The 19,251-nt window shown below is 63.3% G+C and carries 16 protein-coding genes, 1 tRNA gene and 1 pseudogene; 8 read left to right on the forward strand and 10 right to left on the reverse strand.

Annotated elements, in window-relative coordinates; translation table 11 throughout:
• Positions 1–94 precede the first annotated feature (94 nt).
• Positions 95–652 (reverse strand): DoxX family protein, encoded by a 558-nt coding sequence (locus NGM68_RS04110; RefSeq protein ID WP_252700380.1) that lies wholly within the window; start codon positions 650–652, stop codon positions 95–97.
• 222 nt (positions 653–874) lie between these two features.
• On the opposite strand from NGM68_RS04110, the gene NGM68_RS04115 reads away from it, so the two are divergent.
• Positions 875–1,303: a universal stress protein gene (locus tag NGM68_RS04115; protein WP_252700381.1), complete on the forward strand. Its 429-nt coding sequence runs from the start codon at positions 875–877 to the stop codon at positions 1,301–1,303.
• Positions 1,304–1,395: 92 nt separating this feature from the next.
• Positions 1,396–2,703, forward strand: a complete 1,308-nt coding sequence (locus NGM68_RS04120) for a hypothetical protein (RefSeq protein ID WP_252700382.1) — start codon at positions 1,396–1,398, stop codon at positions 2,701–2,703.
• Between the two features lie 28 nt (positions 2,704–2,731).
• Here the strand turns inward: NGM68_RS04120 and NGM68_RS04125 are convergent, their stop codons facing one another.
• The 6 genes and pseudogenes from NGM68_RS04125 to NGM68_RS04150 form a co-directional block, all read right to left on the reverse strand.
• Positions 2,732–6,790 (reverse strand): thermonuclease family protein, encoded by a 4,059-nt coding sequence (locus NGM68_RS04125; protein WP_252700383.1) that lies wholly within the window; start codon positions 6,788–6,790, stop codon positions 2,732–2,734.
• Between the two features lie 827 nt (positions 6,791–7,617).
• Positions 7,618–7,845, reverse strand: coding sequence for a hypothetical protein (locus NGM68_RS04130; RefSeq protein ID WP_252700384.1), 228 nt, complete (start codon positions 7,843–7,845; stop codon positions 7,618–7,620).
• Between the two features lie 327 nt (positions 7,846–8,172).
• Positions 8,173–8,422, reverse strand: a pseudogene (locus NGM68_RS04135) (DUF7845 domain-containing protein); the annotation flags it as partial.
• 298 nt (positions 8,423–8,720) lie between these two features.
• Positions 8,721–8,824, reverse strand: a tRNA-Arg gene (locus tag NGM68_RS04140).
• A gap of 67 nt (positions 8,825–8,891) precedes the next feature.
• Positions 8,892–9,674, reverse strand: coding sequence for a hypothetical protein (locus NGM68_RS04145; RefSeq protein ID WP_252700385.1), 783 nt, complete (start codon positions 9,672–9,674; stop codon positions 8,892–8,894).
• A gap of 112 nt (positions 9,675–9,786) precedes the next feature.
• The gene (locus NGM68_RS04150) at positions 9,787–10,068 is read right to left on the reverse strand and encodes a DUF7967 family protein (RefSeq protein ID WP_252700386.1); all 282 of its coding nucleotides are present in this window, start codon (positions 10,066–10,068) and stop codon (positions 9,787–9,789) included.
• A gap of 104 nt (positions 10,069–10,172) precedes the next feature.
• Here NGM68_RS04150 and serB point away from each other — a divergent pair, with 104 nt between their 5' ends.
• On the forward strand, positions 10,173–10,823 hold the full coding sequence (serB, locus tag NGM68_RS04155; RefSeq protein ID WP_252700387.1) for a phosphoserine phosphatase SerB: 651 nt from the start codon (positions 10,173–10,175) through the stop codon (positions 10,821–10,823).
• Between the two features lie 156 nt (positions 10,824–10,979).
• Positions 10,980–11,414, forward strand: coding sequence for a hypothetical protein (locus tag NGM68_RS04160; RefSeq protein WP_252700388.1), 435 nt, complete (start codon positions 10,980–10,982; stop codon positions 11,412–11,414).
• A gap of 114 nt (positions 11,415–11,528) precedes the next feature.
• On the opposite strand, the gene NGM68_RS04165 is transcribed toward NGM68_RS04160, so the two are convergent.
• The 3 genes from NGM68_RS04165 to NGM68_RS04175 all read right to left on the reverse strand — a co-directional run bounded on the left by NGM68_RS04165 (position 11,529) and on the right by NGM68_RS04175 (position 15,362).
• Complete coding sequence (locus NGM68_RS04165) at positions 11,529–12,491, reverse strand: DUF7978 family protein (RefSeq protein ID WP_252700389.1); 963 nt, start codon at positions 12,489–12,491, stop codon at positions 11,529–11,531.
• A gap of 190 nt (positions 12,492–12,681) precedes the next feature.
• Positions 12,682–14,022, reverse strand: a complete 1,341-nt coding sequence (locus tag NGM68_RS04170) for a homoserine O-acetyltransferase family protein (protein WP_252700390.1) — start codon at positions 14,020–14,022, stop codon at positions 12,682–12,684.
• Positions 14,023–14,027: 5 nt separating this feature from the next.
• Complete coding sequence (locus NGM68_RS04175) at positions 14,028–15,362, reverse strand: O-acetylhomoserine aminocarboxypropyltransferase/cysteine synthase family protein (protein ID WP_252700391.1); 1,335 nt, start codon at positions 15,360–15,362, stop codon at positions 14,028–14,030.
• Positions 15,363–15,571: 209 nt separating this feature from the next.
• On the opposite strand from NGM68_RS04175, the gene NGM68_RS04180 reads away from it, so the two are divergent.
• The 4 genes from NGM68_RS04180 (at position 15,572) to NGM68_RS04195 (ending at position 19,226) form a co-directional block, all read left to right on the forward strand.
• Complete coding sequence (locus tag NGM68_RS04180; RefSeq protein ID WP_252700392.1) at positions 15,572–16,801, forward strand: MFS transporter; 1,230 nt, start codon at positions 15,572–15,574, stop codon at positions 16,799–16,801.
• Between the two features lie 117 nt (positions 16,802–16,918).
• Positions 16,919–17,362, forward strand: a complete 444-nt coding sequence (locus NGM68_RS04185) for a cupredoxin domain-containing protein (RefSeq protein WP_252700393.1) — start codon at positions 16,919–16,921, stop codon at positions 17,360–17,362.
• A gap of 127 nt (positions 17,363–17,489) precedes the next feature.
• Complete coding sequence (locus tag NGM68_RS04190; protein WP_252700394.1) at positions 17,490–17,780, forward strand: hypothetical protein; 291 nt, start codon at positions 17,490–17,492, stop codon at positions 17,778–17,780.
• A gap of 420 nt (positions 17,781–18,200) precedes the next feature.
• On the forward strand, positions 18,201–19,226 hold the full coding sequence (locus NGM68_RS04195) for a DMT family transporter (RefSeq protein ID WP_252700395.1): 1,026 nt from the start codon (positions 18,201–18,203) through the stop codon (positions 19,224–19,226).
• Positions 19,227–19,251 lie beyond the last annotated feature (25 nt).

Here is a 19,251-nt window from a genome sequence, read left to right on the forward strand (position 1 = left end):
CCGGACACTCCTGAACAGGCGATCGCTGTCGCTCGAACGGCCGTGAAAACAAAACGAAAAAACGATTCACCGAACCGACTCGCGTCGAACCGGGTTAGCCGAGGAGGTACCGGAGTGGGGGGTAGCGCTCGACCAGCTTCTGACCGCCGACCTCGAGTCCCTCAATGTACTTGTCGGCGCCGAGGATCCGACCCGCGCCGAAGGCGGCGATCGCCATGAAGACGAACGCGTAGATCAGCGTCGAGTCGAACAGGGCCAGGAACTCGCCCTCCCAGCCGCCGAGGTAGAACGCGAGCATCTGGAGCGTGCCGCCGAGGGCCGCCAGGCGGACGAAGCCGCCGAAGATCAGCGCGACCCCGATCAGTACCTGCGTCGTCGGAATGACGACGTTCGTGACCTCCATCAACGCGGCGTTGCTGGCCATGGCGGCGTAGAGCCCGCTGACGGGGCTGACCGGGTCGACACCGTGGACGAGGAACCCGCTAGCGTCGAACGGCTCACCGGTGAACTTGCTGATGCCCGCAAAGAGCATCATACCGCCCATGACGAAACGCAGGGCGACGACGAACCACGCGGTCAGCGCGTGGGGGTAGCCTTCGAGCGTGATGCCGCCGTAGCGGCTTTCGAGTCGGTTTTGAGTAGTTGTGGACATGATCGGTCACCTTACATCCTATCCTTGGGGCTATGGGGTGATAACTCGAGGAGCGTATTCCCGTCTGGCGGGAACGCGTTACAAAATAGCACACTTTCTCGAGAAAAAGTGACGTTTGCAGCCCAGGCGGCTCGAGTGGTGTGCAAACGGACATCGCCAATTCCCGGCGGGTGAGATCGAATAGGGACGTTCTTTTCCCTCGAACGACGACACCTAGTACCGATGTACGAGCGGATCCTCTTTGCCACCGACGGAAGCGCACACGCCGAGACGGTCGCCGAGCACGCGATCGATATCGCCAGTACGCGAACTGCAGACCTCCACGTCATCTCCATCGTCGACGACCGCGCGTTTCTCGTTCTCGACGACGAGCGCGTCAAGGCCGTTCGAAACGATTTGCGCGTGAAAGCGCGCGAGGCCGCTGACGCGGCGGCCAGCCGGGCGGCCGCACACGATGTTCCGGTCGAAACCGTCATCGACACCGGGAACCCGGCCGAATGCATCGTCGACTACGCTGCGGAGTACGACGCCGACCTGATCATCATGGGGACGAGCGGCGACGCCTACGAGCGAAACGTCGTGGGCAGCGTCTCCGAACGCGTCGTCAGAACGGCACCGGTACCGGTTCTTACGGTCGGGCCCGACGCCTGAGTCGGACGACGACACGTCATCGCAACCACGTCGACTAACCTGATTGTCAGGTAACCCTACATTGATACTATTGCTTCCGGTACAGTCGACGTATGCGTCGCTCACTGGTCATCGGACTCGCGCTCCTGGCGATCGCGTTCCTCTTTATGGGTGGCCCATCGCTCCTGTTCTCCCCGTCGACGGCCGACGTCGCCCCCGAGGAGACCGACGAGCCGGAGCTTGAGCTCGTCGAGTTCGAGGATTCCGACAGCTCAATCTGGGCTTTCATGAGCGCCAGGGAGGCACACGACAAGCGAAGCCCGATCAACGTCTTCGTCCGTGGTGACACCGACAACGTCGTTAGAACCCTCACCGAGGAGGGCGACGGCGACTGGGAGGAACTCGACGAGGAAGAGCTAGACGCCGAGTCTGAGACGTTCGCGTTCATCGAGGACGAGGGCCACCACGCGACGGGGACGGAGTGGGGAGATGCTGCGGGGACGACCAGGTACGCTTGGGTCGATCCTGGCGACAGCGATCCCTACTGGATGACCGAGACGCTCCAGCTCGACGACGGCGACTACTACGGCGAGCGTATGCACATTCGCCTCTACGAGAGTCCGAACGATGACGACCAGTGGGTCGCGATGCAGGGCCACACCGAACACTTCGACTGGTTTACGCTCCGCCATCGGGTCGACGGCGTCGAAGAGGCTCAGCTTCGGATCGAACAGGAGTTCATGGAGCTTCCGGGGGTCGATCCCCAGCAGGACGTCGTTCGGATCAACGTCCAGAACTCCGGCCCGTCCGACGCCGACGGCTGGGCGACGAAAATCAACCTTCTCGGGATGACGTTCACGCCGTTCCTGCTGGGAATCGGTCTCGCAGCCGGGAAGACCGTCGCCAGGCAAACTCCCGAGAGCGTCGACCGCCACCTTACCGACGTCGACCGGAAGCGCCTGCAGGCCGCGAGAGATCGGCTCGAGGCCGATCACCTGCTCCTCGCGATGACAATCATCTCGCTGTTCCTCGGAGTTCGCATTGCGGGGGTCGCCCTCGAGCGCTGGACGGAGTTCCTCAGCATGCACATGATCGCGGCGCTCCTGTATCCTGTCATCGCGCTGGGAATTCCGGTCGCGACCTATCTGGTTGCGAGCCGGCTCGAGCGCCGACTCGATGCGGCCGTCGCCGCCTCGCTCTCGCTCGCAGCGGCGATCTGGATCGACTACGGCCTGATGAACGTCGACTCCCTGCCAGTGGACGTCGTCCTTCAGCGGATGCTCGTCATCGTCGCCCTTGGCCTGATCGCGGGTGGTGCGGCTCGCCGGGCGACCCGCGAGAGCCGATTCAACGACATGCTCGTCGTCGGCGTTGCCACGTGGGCCATCGTGCTCGTCGGCACGTTGTTCGGGTACTTCTGAACTGGAATTGGCGTCCCGGTTCGCCAGATCACTCACCAGGCTCGTAGGCCCCGAACAGCGGGAACGAGTCGTTGAACGCCCCGGTCTCGAGGATCGCCGGGTCGTCCGCGAGGTGGCTGTCCTCGTCGATCACGCGGTCGTCGTTGAACCGGAGATCCGTGTTCAGCCCGCTCGCGAGCGCGTTCAGGTTCGCGAAGCCGTCGTCGTCGGTGTCGGCGCTGCCGAGGAGGATCACGGCACCGCCCTCGGTTCGGTATTTTCGGAGGGCGATGATCTCGCCCATCGTGAGTTCCCGCGCTGGTGCCGTCACGAGCACCGCACGCGGCGTCGTCTCCTCGCGAGGGAGCGTCCGCTCGAGGTCGTTGACCTGCCGGAGTCGCGTGCCGACCCCCTCGAGGTAGCGCATGAAGTACTGACAGCGCTCGAGGGAGATCGAACCGGGGGCGTTGAACTGCCCCTGACCACCTGCGATCAGGACGTCCCCGTCGGTCTCCGACAGCGAGTCGATGAGGTTCGCGAGGAACGGGAAGTTGCCGTAGCCGCTCGTGTCGACGAACCCTTCGGCCCCCTCGTACTGTTCGTGGATCAAGAGCCCGCCGACAAGTGCGAGGTTCTTGCGTTCGTCGACGCCGACCAGTGGAACGTCGTCGTAGGCGACCCCGCTCGAGCCGCGTTCCTGGGTCGCTGTCTGACTCGCGTACACCGGGACACGCTCGGGGCGAAGGCGGCCACCGTCGCGGCCCCGGCGGCTTCGGACGCTGCGGGCCTCGGGAACGAACAGCGATTCGACCGGGTCGTTCCGGATCTCCTCGAGAGCGTCGAAATCGGCCCCACTCCAGACGCCGATGCCGTCGGCGAGGGCGGCCTCTTCGATTTCGGCCCACGCGTCGTGTTTCGAGAAGCCCGAGGAGTAGATGCGGGCGTGGCCCGTCTCGATCATCTCGCGGTTGTAGTTCACCGTGTACTGGCCGGCGGGGCCGGCGTCGAAGTCGTCTGGGTCGTAGTACATGTACATCAACAGCCGACCGTAGTTACCCCGTTTCGGCTCGACGGGATCGAACGTGAGCTTGACGCGCCGACCCTCGACGTCGCTCTCGCCGGCTTGCGCGTCGGGTGCCAGCCGCTCGAGCGAGTACGCGGTGGCGTTCGCCCCCCAGGCGTCGAGGTGCTCGAGGTCGTCGATGCCGAACCACTCCTCGGGATCGTTCGTTGCCGTTCCCGTTTCCGGCGTGTCGATGCCGATGTGCCGGACGACGTCCCGGTAGTCGAACTCGCTGTCGAACTCCACCTCGGCGGTATCGCCGTCGAACACTCGAACGACCCGGCCGTAGTACTCGCCGCCCTGTTCGAAGGGGATGGCGATCGACTTCTCCCGGGTTTCGAAGTACGGGAAGTCCGTATTGAGGTTCGACGTGGCGATGTTGAAATCACCCTCGTCGTTGACCTGATCGGAATTGAAGCGGAACGCGAGATCGAGCGCGTCGGCGATCTCGTTCAGGTTCTCCGTCTCGTCGAAGCCGACGGCCTCGTTGCCCTGGCCACCGAAGTCAGACTGATCGAACAGGAAGAGTGCGCCTCCGTCGTCGACGTACGCGGAGAGGGCATCGCGCTCGGCCTGGGTGAACGCCTCCTCGGGGGTCATGACGACCAGGCCGTCGCCGTCCTCGAGTGTTGGGCCGTCTACCTCGCCGAAGTAGTCGAAGCCGGTGTTGAAGTTCCCGCTCGTCGGCACGAAACTGGTTCCGGCATTGTTCGTCCCGTCTTCGACCTGGTCGGCGTTGAACCGGAACGGGAGGGTGAGGTGCTCGGCGATCGCGTTCAGATTGTCGGTCTCCTCGTTGATGTGCTCGGACTCGTCGAACAGCAAGAGCCCGCCGCCGTCGTCGACGAACGTGGAGAGGGCGTCGAGTTCGGCTGATGTAAACGCCTTGCTCGGGGACGCCGTCGCCAGCACGGCCGCCGTCTCGAGCGCCCCGCCGCCTGCAAAGAAGTCGAACGCCTCGTTGACGTTCGTCGTCTGTGGGATGAAGGGTGCCCAGGCGCTGTTGTCGTCGTCGACGACCTGATCGGAATTGAAGCGGAACGCGAGGTCGAGCGCGTCGGCGATGGCGTTGAGTTCTGGTGTCGAGTCGCCGCCGAAGTTCGCCTCGTCGTGGAGGAACACCGCGCCGCCGTCGGTGACGAACGCAGAGAGGGCGTCGAGGGTGTCGTCGGTGAAGTCCTCTCCGGGCGAGGTGATCACCACCAGGTCGGCGTCCGCGAGGCCGCTCTCGAGGTCGCTCGTAGCCTCGACGGTAAAGCCGCGCGATTCGGCGAGGGTGCGGAGCTGACTGTAGTCCTCGAGGCCCAGTGCCTGGCCGTGGCCCTCGTCGTACAGTACGGTTCCCGTCCCGCCGAGTCGATCTTCCCAGGCGTTGACGAGGAACCGTCGGTTGGCGTCGACGTCACTCTCGTCGGTGGCGAAGTCGGCACCGACGCCGACCACGGAGCCGTCGACGGCGACCAGCGGAATGTCGACGTCGTCGGGGTAGGCCACGAAGCCGTTCGGGTCGTGAGCGACCTCGGACTCGATCGTGACGGCGTTCTCGTCGCTGGTGAACGTGATAGTCGCCGTATACTCCTCCTGTGGCGGGTTCTGGAGGCCTTCGATCGTCACGCTCGAATCGCCGACGATGGACGTCGTGAAGATACCGCTGAGGTCGAAGGTGGCACTCGAGCCGCTATAGCTTCCGCTGTTGACGCTGATCTCGCTCGTGTCCGGGCCGCTGCTCAGTTCCCGCGTGAGGACGACCGTCACGTCGTCGTTGGTCAGCCCGTCGAGGCTCGTTCCCTCGGGGTACTCGACGGTAATCGTGTCGACCTCGCCCTCGCCCTCGACGTCGACGTCGTCGAACGACCAGGTGTGCGTCGCCGTGGCCGACGGCGTCGAGGGGACGGCGGCGAGCGTCTGCTCTCCGGCACCGTCGCTCGCATCCTCGTTCTCGGCCGTCGGCTCGGCCCAGACGGCGACCAGGGAGTCGTCGGTCAACGGTGTTCGGTCGGCGGCCAGGAGACTCGCCGTCGAGAAGAACTCGAGTTCCGGCACGGAGCCGTCGCCCTCGAGCAGGTCGTCGGTCGTGGCGAACGCGTAGCCCGCGTCCTCGACGGTCGACGCGAAGTCGGTGAACTTACCAGCGTTCCAGAAGGTGTCGTGTGCCTCGTCCCAGAGGATCGTCGGCGTGTCCGCGGGACTCGACGCCGTGAGGTCGTCGAGGACGTTCACGATGAATTCGGCGTTGGCATCGCTGAAGTTGTCGAAATCGCTGTCGGCGGCGAAGCCGGCGCCGCCGAAGCCGACGACCTGGCCCGCTTTCGCGATGAGCGGAATCGGGTCGTCGTCGTACAGGTACGCGCCGTCGTCCTCGCCGTCAATGTTCTCGGCCGTCGGCTCGGCCCAGACGACGACGTACGCCGGGTTGGTCAGGGCGGTGCCGTCGACGTCGACCAAGCTCGCCGTCGAGTCGAACGTCAGTTCCGAGAGGTCGGTCTCGAGCAACGACTTGGTCGCTTTCAGCTCGTAGCCCGAGTCGGCGGCGTACTGGCGGAACGACTCGTAGTTCTCGAGGGCCAGCCCGTGGAACTGGTCGTGGCCCTCGTCCCACAGCACCGTCCCCTCGCCGCCGATTTTGTCGTCGAAGCAGTTCAGGAGGAAGTGTTCGTTCCCGAAACGAAAGCCGCCCTGGTCGTCGCTGACGAAGTCGACCGAGCCAAAGCCAAGGACGTTCCCGTCCTCGGAGACCAGCGGAATGTCGTTGTCCTCGTAGACGACCGTCTCCGGGCCGTCGGCCGTCGTCTCGAAGTTCTCCGCAGTAGGTTCGGCCCAGACGACCACGACGTCGTCGTCCGCGAGTTCGCTCTCGCCGTCGGCGGCGATTTGGCTCGCCGTCGAGTAAAACGAGAGGTGAGTGAGCTGGCCGTCCTCTGCGGGTACCGTCGACGACTCGAGTGCACCGGCCTGGGGGCTTCCGAGTGCGAGACCGCCGGCTGTGGCCCCGAGCATCGACAGAAACGATCGCCGCCTGAGATTTTCGACCCCGTTGGGTTCCATGGGTCTACATTTTGGTTTTCGGATAAAAACGTTATTAATACTTTTTCAAGTATGGTTGTAGTTCGTCGATTCCCGACCTATTTCTTGGGTGATGAGGGTGAGACTATAGGAACCTCGGACTGAAAGAAGGTGTCGATACCTCGAGCGTCGACGGTGGTCGGGGGTACGTGCCGGGTCGGCGCTGGCAGGGGTGCGTGAAGGCGAGTCCGACGGGAGTGATGAGCGACCGCTCGAGAGGCATTCGAGTAGCACGGTGGACGTAACCAAACGGGACGAAGCCGACGCTCACGACCGATGAGAGCGCGGGGAATATCAATGATGTGGTGGCTGATAAGTCACGAGGTCAGCGTTGGCAACGACAGACCCCACCCCCGCGCGTATAGGGGAACGCCCTCGGTGAAGGTAATCTTGTTGGCTCCGTTCTCGTATCCTACACATCAGGTCTCTCGCCTGCAGTTAGAGGTGGCACGTGTCGTCAATTATGCCGCTGCAGGCGACATCGATACCGTTCGCCTCGAGCGGACTGCCGTCACGTGCAGGCAACCCGGTCGGATTACGCTGTCTCCGACGCCGATGGGAAGCACTCCGCTCGCGACTTTCTGGGGAGCGCGTGCTGAGACGAGAACGCCCACTCCGGTTGCGTGTTTCGCGAGCGGACGCGGAACCTATCGGAGCCACTGCACGTCACTGCACAGTTGATCGCCAGCCGTGTCGGCGATCAGTGTGTAACTCGTTGCAGTTGTCACTATCTCTTGCTGGGATTCGGTCTCGAGGTCGTTCGCGAGCGATGTAGTTTCCCACTCGTATCGATCGACTCGAGATGGCGGCTACAACTCGCCCCCAGTTCGCTTGAATCGCATTATGATGGCAAACACGAATGCGAGTGTGAACAGTATGCCACCGCCGACCCTGAGGACGCCCGCAAGCGATGGGAGATAGTACATCGGGTCGATCCCCTCAAACGCCAGCTGTATACGCTGGCGAGCCCCAAACGCAATGACGATACCGTGTACAGCGACGAGAGCCAGCATCCACCGAGTCGTCTTTTGATCCATAGGTGGTGCTGCAAGACGAACTCATATAGATCTACTACCATTTCGATGTGGGATTGCAGGGATAGGTACTGAACGAGTTTCGTTTCACAGGGCTGACGTGGATGGGTGGATACGGATACCGGCTCCACGTTACTCGAGATTCTGGTTCATCGCTCGCTCAAAACGGAGTGACGCGACCGGTGGGTGGCCGTCCAGACAGATGGGGGAGTTGTTATATATCGGCGCGTGATGTGCGTGGTGTGCGTGAATCGCTCGAAGCGAGCGAACCACTTCGGCACGATCTGTGAGAAACGGATGGCTCGAAAGCGACGGTTCGAACTCGAGTTAGGCACCGTGCTCGGCCAGCCACTTCTGGAACGGGGAACAGTCTTCGATGTGATCCGCGAGGCCCATCAGATGGTGAATTCGATTGGCGTAACTCTCGATGCCGTACTCAGCGCTCCCGACGAGCGCACTGATTTCCTCCCGATACTTCCTGGCACGGTAAGAGGCGTTCCCGTTCTCGAGGTCGAGAATCTCGCCTAGATCCTTGCTCGCTCGATAGGTCGTCGCCGGGTGGGTGCCCAAGTGAGGGGAGGTCATCGATCACCCTACCCGACTCGCTCGGCAACGTTCTTCGGCGTCTCTCTGATCCCCGACTCAGCACGTTCGCTCGTCGCCTCGAGGCCACGGTTTGAAACGGCCTGGTTTTGGGGGCGCTTCCAGGGCTGGTCGTCGACGTCGGCAGCTCGAGGCGTCCGTCCACGGATACAATTGTTCGCCGTCGCCCAAGCAAAGGCACGATGGGATTCGAACCACGGTCGCAGACAAGCTGCTCTCTGATTCGAATCCCACGAGAGCCGCTAAGCACGGCTCACAATCGTTCGCCGGCGTAGCGGGCACGATGGGATTCGAACCCACGACCGTCGGATGTCTTCCCCTCTCGCACCCGCGACAGGGATAGAAGTCCGACGCTCTATCCAGACTGAGCTACGTGCCCTCGCCCTCGTATCGTCGGGCAACCGGTATAAGCAGTGGGGATTTCGCCCTCCCACCGACCAGGGTTGCTACCCCGGCAGCAATCCATTCAGATCCGGATGCGCTCCCATATCCCCGCCCGTCAACGCAACACGATCACGCCGACGTTGCCACTGCTCGTGGCGCACGTAAACGTGAACGGGAACCGACTCGAGCCCCAGCAGAGATGCCAGGGCCAGCCGTTCGTGGCCACTGTGGAGAATACACCGCCCGTCGCGGCCAACGTTCACCCGGATCTCCCCTTTCGCGGCCGGCAGATGTGGATACGGGTCGGCGATCGTCGGATCCGTCACGGTTCGATACTGTCGCCGATCCGTGATCGACACCGCACCCCGCGTCGCGATATCAGTGAGATACCACTCGAGGGCGTTGCGATAGCCAGCTCCCTCGTCTCGCCCACCATCGGCCGTGACAGTCGCTCGAGTCGGGTCGTCTGCCACTTCCACGTGTGACGCACGTCGAACGAGTCGCGCAACCGCTCGATAGCGCTCGGTCTCGAGAAACCGTTCGGTCTCGAGATCCCAGCGACCACGTTCGACGGCCTGGACGTGTGGCGGCGAGGCCGCCTCCAGCGCTCGCCTGCGGGGCTCCGGCAGGGCGTGTCTGATCGCCCCCGGTGATAGCTCGAGAACCCGAAACGGCTCGATCGACCCGGCGTGGTGACGCCCGCAGTGCCACCACGTCTGCCAGCGCAGTCGCTGACGGTGATACCAGCGAGCGAGGGCGATACCCGAGTCGGGGACGTCCGCCTTCCGCTCCGTCTCGGGCTCCGACTCCTCGAGGGTGGGCACTGACGCTTCGACGGTTCCCATCTTCCCTTCGAGACACCCTCGAGACGACCGTAAGTAACCACCGCGTAGGAACGGGTACGCTCGCCGATCCGAATCGAACGGGGACGTTACCGGTGCGCTGGACGCTACAATTTCACAGTTCGTCGTCCGGGTCGTGCTGGCTCGCGACGCGACTGGCTTCGCTGGCGTAGCGTTCCCGGGTCTCCGCGTCGGGAACCGGTTCGAGGTTCTCCACCTGGATAGCGGTGGCGGCGGTAACGGGTGCCCCGTTCTGGAGTGCCGTCGCCGACCGTTCGCGCTGGCGATACCGGCTGCCGTCGGGTGTGGCGTACACGGTCGTGACCAGATTCCGATCGTCGAAGGTTCGTTCGACGAGCCAGCATCGAACCGTGTCGGCGTTCTGGTCTTCGGACATACCAGTACCAACGACGGTGGCGATTGTAGTCGTTGTGCCGCGAACAGTGACCAGTCTCGCACGAACCTGAACTGGTTTATCCGAGGGCTCGCAACCGAGGGGTAATGAGTGAGACACTCGTTGCGTTCGATTTCGACGGCACGCTGTCGGATTCGGAGATGACGGTGCTGCTCGGCGACCGTCTCGACGTCGCCGACGAGATGGCTGCGATCACCGAGCGGGCGATGAACGACGAGATTGGCTACGCCGAGAGCCTCCGCTCCCGGGCGGCCTTGCTCGAGGGACTCTCCAGCGACGATGCCGACGCGGCCTACGGTAACGTCGAACTCCGTCCCGGTGCGGCGGCCCTGCTCGAGACGCTCTCCGAGAACGGGATTACGACGGCCATCCTCACTGGCGGCTTCGAGCGTGGGGTAGAAGCCGCACTCGAGCGCGAGGGTGCCTCGGTCGACCACATCGTCTCGAACTGGCTGCCGTTCGACGACGCAGGGACGTCACTCACTGGCGATGTCGAGGGCCCGCTCATCGAGGGAACCAAAGACGACGCCCTGACGGAACTTGCGGTGGAGACTGGCGTCGACCTCCAGGACACCGTTGCCATCGGTGACGGCGCGAACGACCTGCCCATGCTTCGAGTCGCCGGCCTCGCGATCGGATTCGATCCGAAACCTGCCGTCGAACCTCACTGTGACGTCGTCGTCACCTCGATGGCTGACGTTCGTGAAGAACTGCGTAAGTCAGGCATACTCGAGTAATCCCTTCCTGTCGCCCGCGATTTCACCGGGTACGCGTTTTGTCCCAGTGCTTGCCACATATTTGCCTGCCCGAGAGTCAGGCACTGGCGAAAATAATTTCAACGATTAGTTTATGATACCAATGCCCTTTTACGCACCACCCCAGTAGAACCGCCGATGATGTGGCAAGATATGATCTTCATGATTGGGAGCGGACTCTCGATTTTCTTCCTCGCACCGACCCTCCGTGATGCGGCGGCGCGCGTTCCGCTCGGCACCAGTATCCCCTCGATGGCGATCGGTGTCGTCTACGGCGTCACGTTCGCGACGATGGATATGACGTTCTCGGCACTCGGTGCGCTCGCAGCTGGGTCGATGTGGGCGTTGATCGCCGTGTTTCGATCGCCCGGTCGACAATCGGCGACGCTCACGCGCACCGATGGGCTCGTGCTATTCGTTCAGGACTGCCGTCGCTGGGTCGACCGATCGATTGCGGGTAACGACCCGTTAACGCAGTTCGTGACTGATTCGACAGGCCAGTCGGAATACACTCATACCACGACCGGCCAGCAACACGGAACCCGCTTCGGAACGTCGCACGCAGACGACTGATTTTCACGACCATTCTGGAAGGCAGTGATTGCACCTGTTCAGCGACTGGCGAGGGTCGCGCCGCGCAAGTGGTGGCCGAGAGAAGTTACCCGATTCGCGTTCCGTGACCGTGGCTCACTCCCTCGAGGGACGATACCGGTCGTGATCCGTCTCGTCCGTCGACCGATTTGTGGCTGGCCGGTACCGGTCGTGATCCGTCTCGTCTCCCGATGTGTTAGTCTCCGAAGCGTCCTCCTGGGGGCGATCCGCATGCCCACGAGTAGCGTTCACGCCGCTTTCGAACTCGTCTCTACCGGCCGGTGGCGATCTGTCGACGGGACTCGAGGCGGCGTCACCGCCCGTGGCGAGCGGCGCCTCGCCGGGTTCGGTCGATCCGTCGGCCCGATTCCCGCTGCCGATTCCGAGGAGTGTCGACCAGCGTGAAAGGACGACGCCGATACAGGCGAACGCAAAGACGATGACGATCGTCGAGCCGATGAGCGTCCCGTCGAGGCTAATCGCGATGGTTTCTCCCTCTAAGTTCGACCAGCCGGGACCACCAGTCGTGCCGGTCTCGTCGATCTCGGTTGGGGTGAACCTGGTCACTTGCGCCGTGACCACGACCATCATTAGGTAGCTCGGCACGATCGACGCCGCACAGAGCCCGATCGATTTCGGTGACGACGGTTCGAGCGTTCGCCCGAGCAGGTAGCCCGCGCTAACGAGGGCGAGAACGATAAGTGGGATCAAGAAAACTGTACCGAGCTGGCCGGCCATCGTGTATCGGAGTTCATCTTGCTCGCTCACGTACGTTCCGCCGTGGCTCATGAGCGTGGTAAAGCCGGCCAGTACCCAGGTTGGGGGTGCGCCTTCGGGGATTTCGAATCCGCCTCTGGAAGCCAGGGACAGCTGATAAGCTACCAGATAGATGGTGGCGAACGCGGCCGTCCCAAGTACCGATCCAGGTTTCAGGAACGACCACGGGTCGATGTCGTCGCCTTCGCCACCCTCGTTTATCGGTGGCTCGTTCGGTTCGCCCGGTGTCTCCTTTTGCTCCTCGGGCGGTGTCTCGTACTCGAGTTGTCGCTGGGGGGTCATACGTCACCATCCAAGTAATTTCAAATTATTCTTTCGATCAGTTGACGAGTATTCGAGTGTCATAGCAGGTGCGACGTGACTGGCGCTCTATCGCAACTCGAGTAGCTGGCAAAAAGGGGATGTCAGCCGTCTCGTTTCGCCATCCCTTATTCGACCAGATCCGACCAACGGGGACTGAAATCACCACCGTTCACTTCGAGAACAGACTCGTGTGAACCGGTGCGAACGTCTCGTTCTCGGGCACCGCCGAGTGGACGGTATCGGTGATCGACCGGGCTTGTAAGCCGTCCTCGAGCAGTCCGGCGAGCGGCGGGCCGACGGTTTCTGGTTCGACCAGAAAGGCGTCGTGGCCGTGGTCGGACTCGATGACGTGGTGGGAGACCGGAACCCCCGTCTCGCGACACGCCGCGGCGAGCGCCTCCGCCTGTTCGACGGTGAAGTGCCAGTCGCCGGTAAACGACAGCAAGAGGAGTTCACCCTCGAAGGCGGCGAGCGCGTCGCCGTCGGAGCCATACCCCGACGAGAGGTCGAAGTCGTCCATCGCTCGCGTTAGATAAAGGTAGCTGTTGGCGTCGAACCGGTCGACGAAGCGCTCGGCCTGGTAGTCGAGGTAGGATTCGACCTCGCGATAGGGGAAAAACCCACCTGCAGGATCCGGTGGGCCGTCACGTGTCGCCTCTCGGCCGGCCGCTCGTCGGCCGAACTTCCGATCCATCGAGGACTTCGAGAGATACATGATGTGACCGAGCTGTCTCGCTCGAGCGAGCCCGTCAGTTGGACCGACGGCGTGGCCTGGCTCGTCCGTATCGCCATAATCGTCATTATTATCATCGCCATCATCGCCATCATCGCCGTCACAGTTGGCCCCGCTGTCGTAGTAGTGACCGCCGTTCCAGTCCGGATCGCTCGTGATGGCCCGCCGGGCGACCGCATCGAGGGCGAGACACTGCGGGTCGAGTCTGGGGGCTGTTGCAACGGCGGCAGCGACCTCGACGTCGTCGGGGTACCGCCGAAGCCAGTCGAGGACGTTCATCCCGCCGACCGATCCGCCGACGACTGCTCGCAGGCGGCCGACGCCGAGTTCGTCGAGCAGCCGTCGCTGGGCGCGCGTCCAGTCGCCGACGGTGACGGGCGGGAAGTCGGTGCCGTAGGGCTCGCCGGTCTCCGGGTTACTGCTCGAGGGTCCCGTCGTCCCGTAACACGAGCCCGGAACGTTCGCGCAGACGACGTAGTACTCCGTGGTGTCGATCGCTTTCCCTGGGCCGACGACGTCGCCCCACCAGGCGCGAGCCTGCCCGGCCGTTTCGTCACCGACGTCGGGTCGGCGCGCAACGTGTGCACTTCCCGTGAGGGCGTGACAGACGAGAACGGCGTTACTTGCGGGAACCTCCCGCTCGCCCATGGCGGATCCCGGCCCCGCTCGCCCTCCGTCGAACTCGCCGTACGTCTCGTAGGCGATCTCGAGGCTGGGGATCGACTCCCCGCATTCGAACGTGAACGATCCGATGTCGACGGTGTCTCTGGTCGTCATGGGCGTCACTCCTCTCCCAGGGCAGCCATCGCCGCGTCGATGGCCCCCTCGAGATCGGCCAGCAAATCTGCGGGGTCTTCGATCCCGACCGAAAGACGCACGAGGTCGGAGGTAACACCGGCCTCTGCCTGTTCCTTCGGGGTGAGCTGGCCGTGGGTCGTGCTTGCGGGGTGGATGACCAGCGTCTTTGCGTCGCCGATGTTCGCGAGGAACTGGGCGAGATCGACCGATTCACAGAACGTCTTGCCAGCGTGGTAGCCACCTCGCTCGCGGTCGCCACCCTCGAGACCGAAGGCGATCATCCCGCCGTAGTCAGACAGGTAGCGGGCGGCGTTGCCGTGGGTCGGATGGCTCTCGTGTCCGGGATAGGTGACCCAGGCGACGTCGTCGTGATCACGGAGGTAGTCAGCGACGATGGCGGCGTTCTCACAGTGTTTCTCGATCCGGAGGGGCAGGGTCTCGAGCCCCTGTATTGTCTGCCACGCATCGTGGGGTGATTGCTGGTTGCCGAGGCTGCGCGTCGAGCGGTAGCGGACGGCCGCTGCCAGCGGCGCGTCGGCGAAATCCCGGGCGAAATCGACGTCGTGATAGGCGTGGTTCGGCCCGGCCACTTCGTCGTAGCCGTTGGCACCCCAGTCGAACGTGCCGGCGTCGACGACGACCCCGCCAACCGTCGTTCCAGAGCCGTGGATCCACTTCGTCGTCGACTCCCAGACGACGTCAGCGCCGTGCTCGCAGGGCCGACACAGCGCAGGGGTAGCAAAGGTGTTGTCGACGACCAGTGGGACGCCGTTGTCGTGGGCGATGTCGACCAGTCGATCGAAGTCTGGCGTCACCAGGGAGGGGTTGCCGATCGTCTCGACGTGCACGAACGCGGTGTCCTCGTCGATCGCCTCGGCGTAGGCGTCGTACTCGAGCGTCGGGACGAACTGGGTGTCGATCCCTCGTTTGGTAGCGGTCTTCGCGAAGTAGGCAGTCGTCCCGCCGTAGGTGTCCGTCGAGCAGACGACGTTGTCGCCCGACTCGGCGAGGACGAGGACGATCGAGTCCAGCGCTGCCATCCCGCTGGCTGTCCCGACGGCACCGGCCCCGCTCTCGAGCGACGCCAGCCGATTCTCTAGTGCCTCGACCGTGGGGTTGCTGATCCGGGAGTAGATGTGCCCCTCGCGCTCGAGGGCGTACAGTTCGGCAGCGGTGTCGGCGTCGTCGAAGGTGTAGGAGGTCGTCTGATAGATCGGCACCACCGGCGCGCCGGTCGTCGGATCGCCGTCGTACCCCCCGTGGATGCTCTGGGTGGCAAATCCCGGCGTCGATGGCCCGTCGCTCCCGTCGTCACTCATGTTTTGTATGCATAATCCTGTGGAGACTTATGCACAGCAGTAACGGCAAATACCGTGAGCGACCCGCTCGAGTGGCACACGAGAGACGGGAACACGCCACAGCACTGGTTTCCTATCGTCCGGGGTGGGTACTCGAATAATCACCGATCCTGGCGCGGCTGGCGTCGAAAACGGACGCTTTCATAGTGTCGCCACCCCAACTGGCGTCCGTGCACTCGAGTGACCGGGATCGAGTCGTTCTCGCCGCCGTCGTTTTCGCGGTGCTGTTCTCGCAGCTATTACTCTATCCGGGCATCGGCGACCTCGTCACCGCACTCGGCGCCGACGCTGCGACCTCACCGATTACCGAGACGACCCTCGATGCGAGCATGTGGTTCCTGGTAGCCGAGTTCGGAGCCTACGTCGTTTTCGTCGGAATCTGGGGACTTGCCAGCGATTACACCGCTCGTCGAACCCCGTTTATCGTCGCCAGCGCCCTCGCCGGAGCGGCCGGTTACGCAGGCCTCGCCGTCATCGCCGTGGCCACCACGATCCCCTTCGAGGGCGTCCTCCTCGTCCGGGCCTTTCAGGGCGCGATGACGGTCGGTGCGCTCTCGCTGACGATGACCATGCTCATGGATCTCGAGGGCGGCCACGGCCGGAATATGGGTGCCGCCGGCATCGCCATCGGGCTGGGGGCAGCGACGGGTGCCCCTGTCGGTGGCCAGCTGACCGGCATCGACCCGCTCGCACCACTCGTCGCCGCCGCCGCGTTGCTGTGTCTCGTCGGCCTACTGGTCATCCTCGCCGACGACCGCGCCCCAACCTCGAGCAGAGGGGTGGCGGCTATCCTCGACGGCGTTCGCCGCCGACCGACGCTCTCGATTCCGTACGCCTTTGGCTTCGTCGACCGCCTCACCGCTGGATTCTTTGCCCTCGTCGGCACGCTGTACTTCCAGGACACGTTCGCCGTCGACGCCGCCACGACCGGTCTGTTGCTGGCGTGCTTTTTCGCTCCGTTCGCCCTGTTCCAGTACCCGATGGGCATGCTCTCGGATCGGATCGGACGCACCGTTCCGATCGTCGCCGGCTCGATCAGTTACGGCGTCGGCATCCTGGCAGTTGGGGCGGCACCGAGCGTGACGATTGCGGCCATCACGATGGTACTCGTTGGAGTTCTGGGTGCACTCATCTCCCCGGCGACGATGGCACTCGTGACCGACCTGGCCGACGACGAGGAGCGTGGCCTCGCTATGGCTGGCTTCAATTTGGCAGGTAGTCTCGGCTTCCTCGGCGGGTTCCTCATCGGCGGTACCGTCGCCAGCACTTGGGGGTACGACCTGGCGTTTCTCGTCGTCGGCGGCCTCGAGATTCTGATCGCTCTCGTCGCCGTCCCGGCGTTTCTTCGCTGTTCGATCGGCGCTAGCCCACAGCTCTCACTCGACGAACGGGAGGCGTGAGCGGTTTCGGTCAGTCTGGACTGACGCATCTGCTGGCGAGGAACGCAGCGCATTTCGCTGTCGACCGTGGGATAGTAGGGCTGGCGCTTATTCCGCTCGAGCGCCCATCTATGGCCAATGCGCTCATTCGATTCGCTCTCGCGACGGACGATGATGGCCCTCGCCGGGACTGGCGTGACTGTGGCAGTTGCGGGCTGTGTCGGAAACGGGGACGACGGTGACAGCGGGGATCCGGAGGAGTGGGAGGATGTCTCCGAAATCGAACTCGACGGGCAGGTCGAACAGTGGACGGGCGTCTCACCCGATCCGATCGACGGCGTCGAGAACCCGACGCTCGTGTTGTTCGACGGGAACGAGTACGAACTCACCTGGTACAACCAGGACGGGCAAGAACACAACATCGCATTCGTCGACGACGGTGGCGACATCGTCGTCGACACCGAGTGGACGGACGACGACGAGCAGTCGCTCACGTTCGAAGCGACCGAGGAGATGGTCGAGTATCACTGTGAACCCCATCAGACGTCGATGGTCGGCGACGTCGAGGTACACACGGGCTGATGTGGACTATCGTTAGGCGTTACTGAATCACACCGACGGCCACGAGGGGACTCGTATACCGGTTTCTCGAGGGTAACCTGCACGTGCAAGTCGTCACTCTATTTGACCGTCCATCAAACGAGGAGGTATGGTTCCCAAACCGGCGTATTCGCGACGACGAGTACTTGGATTGACGGGAGTGACACTGACAGCGCTCATTGCGGGTTGTGGCGGCCCCGGTGAAGAAGAAGGCGCTGACGATCCGGCAGAGGATCCAATCGATGAGGAAGAGCCGGCGGAAGAGGAAGAAGAGGAGGAAGAAGAGGAGGAAGAGCCGGCGGAAGAGGAAGAAGAGGAGGAAGAGCCGGCGGAAGAGGAAGAAGAGGAGGAAGATCCGGCGGAAGAAGAGGAAGAAGAGGAGGACGAGGAGGACGCATAAGCCACCGCGGCTCACACTCACAATCGATCCAACTGACCGAATAGCTGTTTCTACACGCATCGAGCGATGCGCACACCGTTGTGTCCTTCCCGGTCAATTACTTGATGCTCGAGGCATTGGAACCTCAACTCGTACCAGTACCGCCTGTGCGTAAACTACCGAGCAGCTTGGCCGCTGCGCTGAACGGGATCAGCCCCTGGATGTGGTGCGATCCCTGCTCGAGTTTCACTCTTCGGCCCCATCAGGGTCTCCTGTCCATCTGGGTCTCCAGCTGACTCGGCCAAAATTTATCACGTTATGGACTAACATGCCAAATTACCATTGTGTGGTGTGGTACCAACCATCTGTGAATATTGGGGTTTCAGACCTCGAAACGTCCGGATAGCAACATAGATATACCTCCGAGCCATTCGAACGATAATGACTGGAAGAAGAGATATCTTGCTCTTTGGCGGGCTGGCACTCGTCTGGGGCACCTCGTTTGCAGCGATCGAGGTCGGACTGGCAACCTTGCCGCCGATCCTCTTCGCTGCGCTCCGTTTCGACGTCGCGGCCCTCCTGTTTGCCGTCGCGGTCGCCCTTACCGGTGCATCCTGGCGGCCGCAAACTCGAGCGGACTGGCTGTTGATCGCCGTCGGCGGTGGCCTCCTGATCGGTGCCCACTTCGCCCTGCTCTTTCTCGGGCAGTCGTACGTCTCGAGTGGGGTTGCCGCGGTCGTCCTGAGTTTGACGCCGATCGTGACGCCGCCACTGGCACTCGCGTTACTCCCGCAGGCGCGAATCCGGCCGCCAGCCGTTCTCGGCATTCTCCTCGGGCTGGTCGGCGTCACCGTGATCGCCATCGGCGGCGGCTCGCTCGACGGCCAGGCAGCCGGCGTCGCCCTCCTCTTCGGGTCGGCAATCGTGTTCGCGCTCGGCTCGGTGTTGACCGAACGGACGAACGGCACGCTCCCCATCGTCTCCTTGCAGGCCTGGGCGATGGGGCTCGGAGCCGTCGTCCTTCACACGCTGAGTGGACTCCACCCCGCGGAGACGATAACGGGTCTCGAGATCAACTTCGCTGCACTTGCCGCCCTGGCGTACCTCGCTATCGTGGCGACGGGCGGGGGCTTTTTCGCCTACTTCGTATTGCTCGAGCGCATCGGTTCGACGGAACTCAGCCTCGTCAACTATGCCGTCCCCGTGGTCGCCGCCGTGGTCGGGTGGCTGGCGCTGGGCGAGTCGATTACCATTGGCACTCTCGCTGGGTTCACACTGATCCTGCTCGGATTCGCGCTGTGTAAACTCGGTGCCCTCTGGCAGACGGCCGCTCCTGCGGTGGGCTATGGCCCGTACCGGCCAAGCGACCCCGATGGCGTCGTCGTTGGCGGCAACGTCTACGTGACGACCGAGGACGAACGACGGCACGGAACGGGGGTTCGAGGAAACGTCGTCGCCGCGGATTGATGCGGCTTCGCCGTTCGTTTCTCGA

This window comes from Natronosalvus vescus, from assembly GCF_023973145.1.
In the GTDB taxonomy this organism is placed as follows: Archaea; Halobacteriota; Halobacteria; order Halobacteriales; family Natrialbaceae; genus Natronosalvus; species Natronosalvus vescus.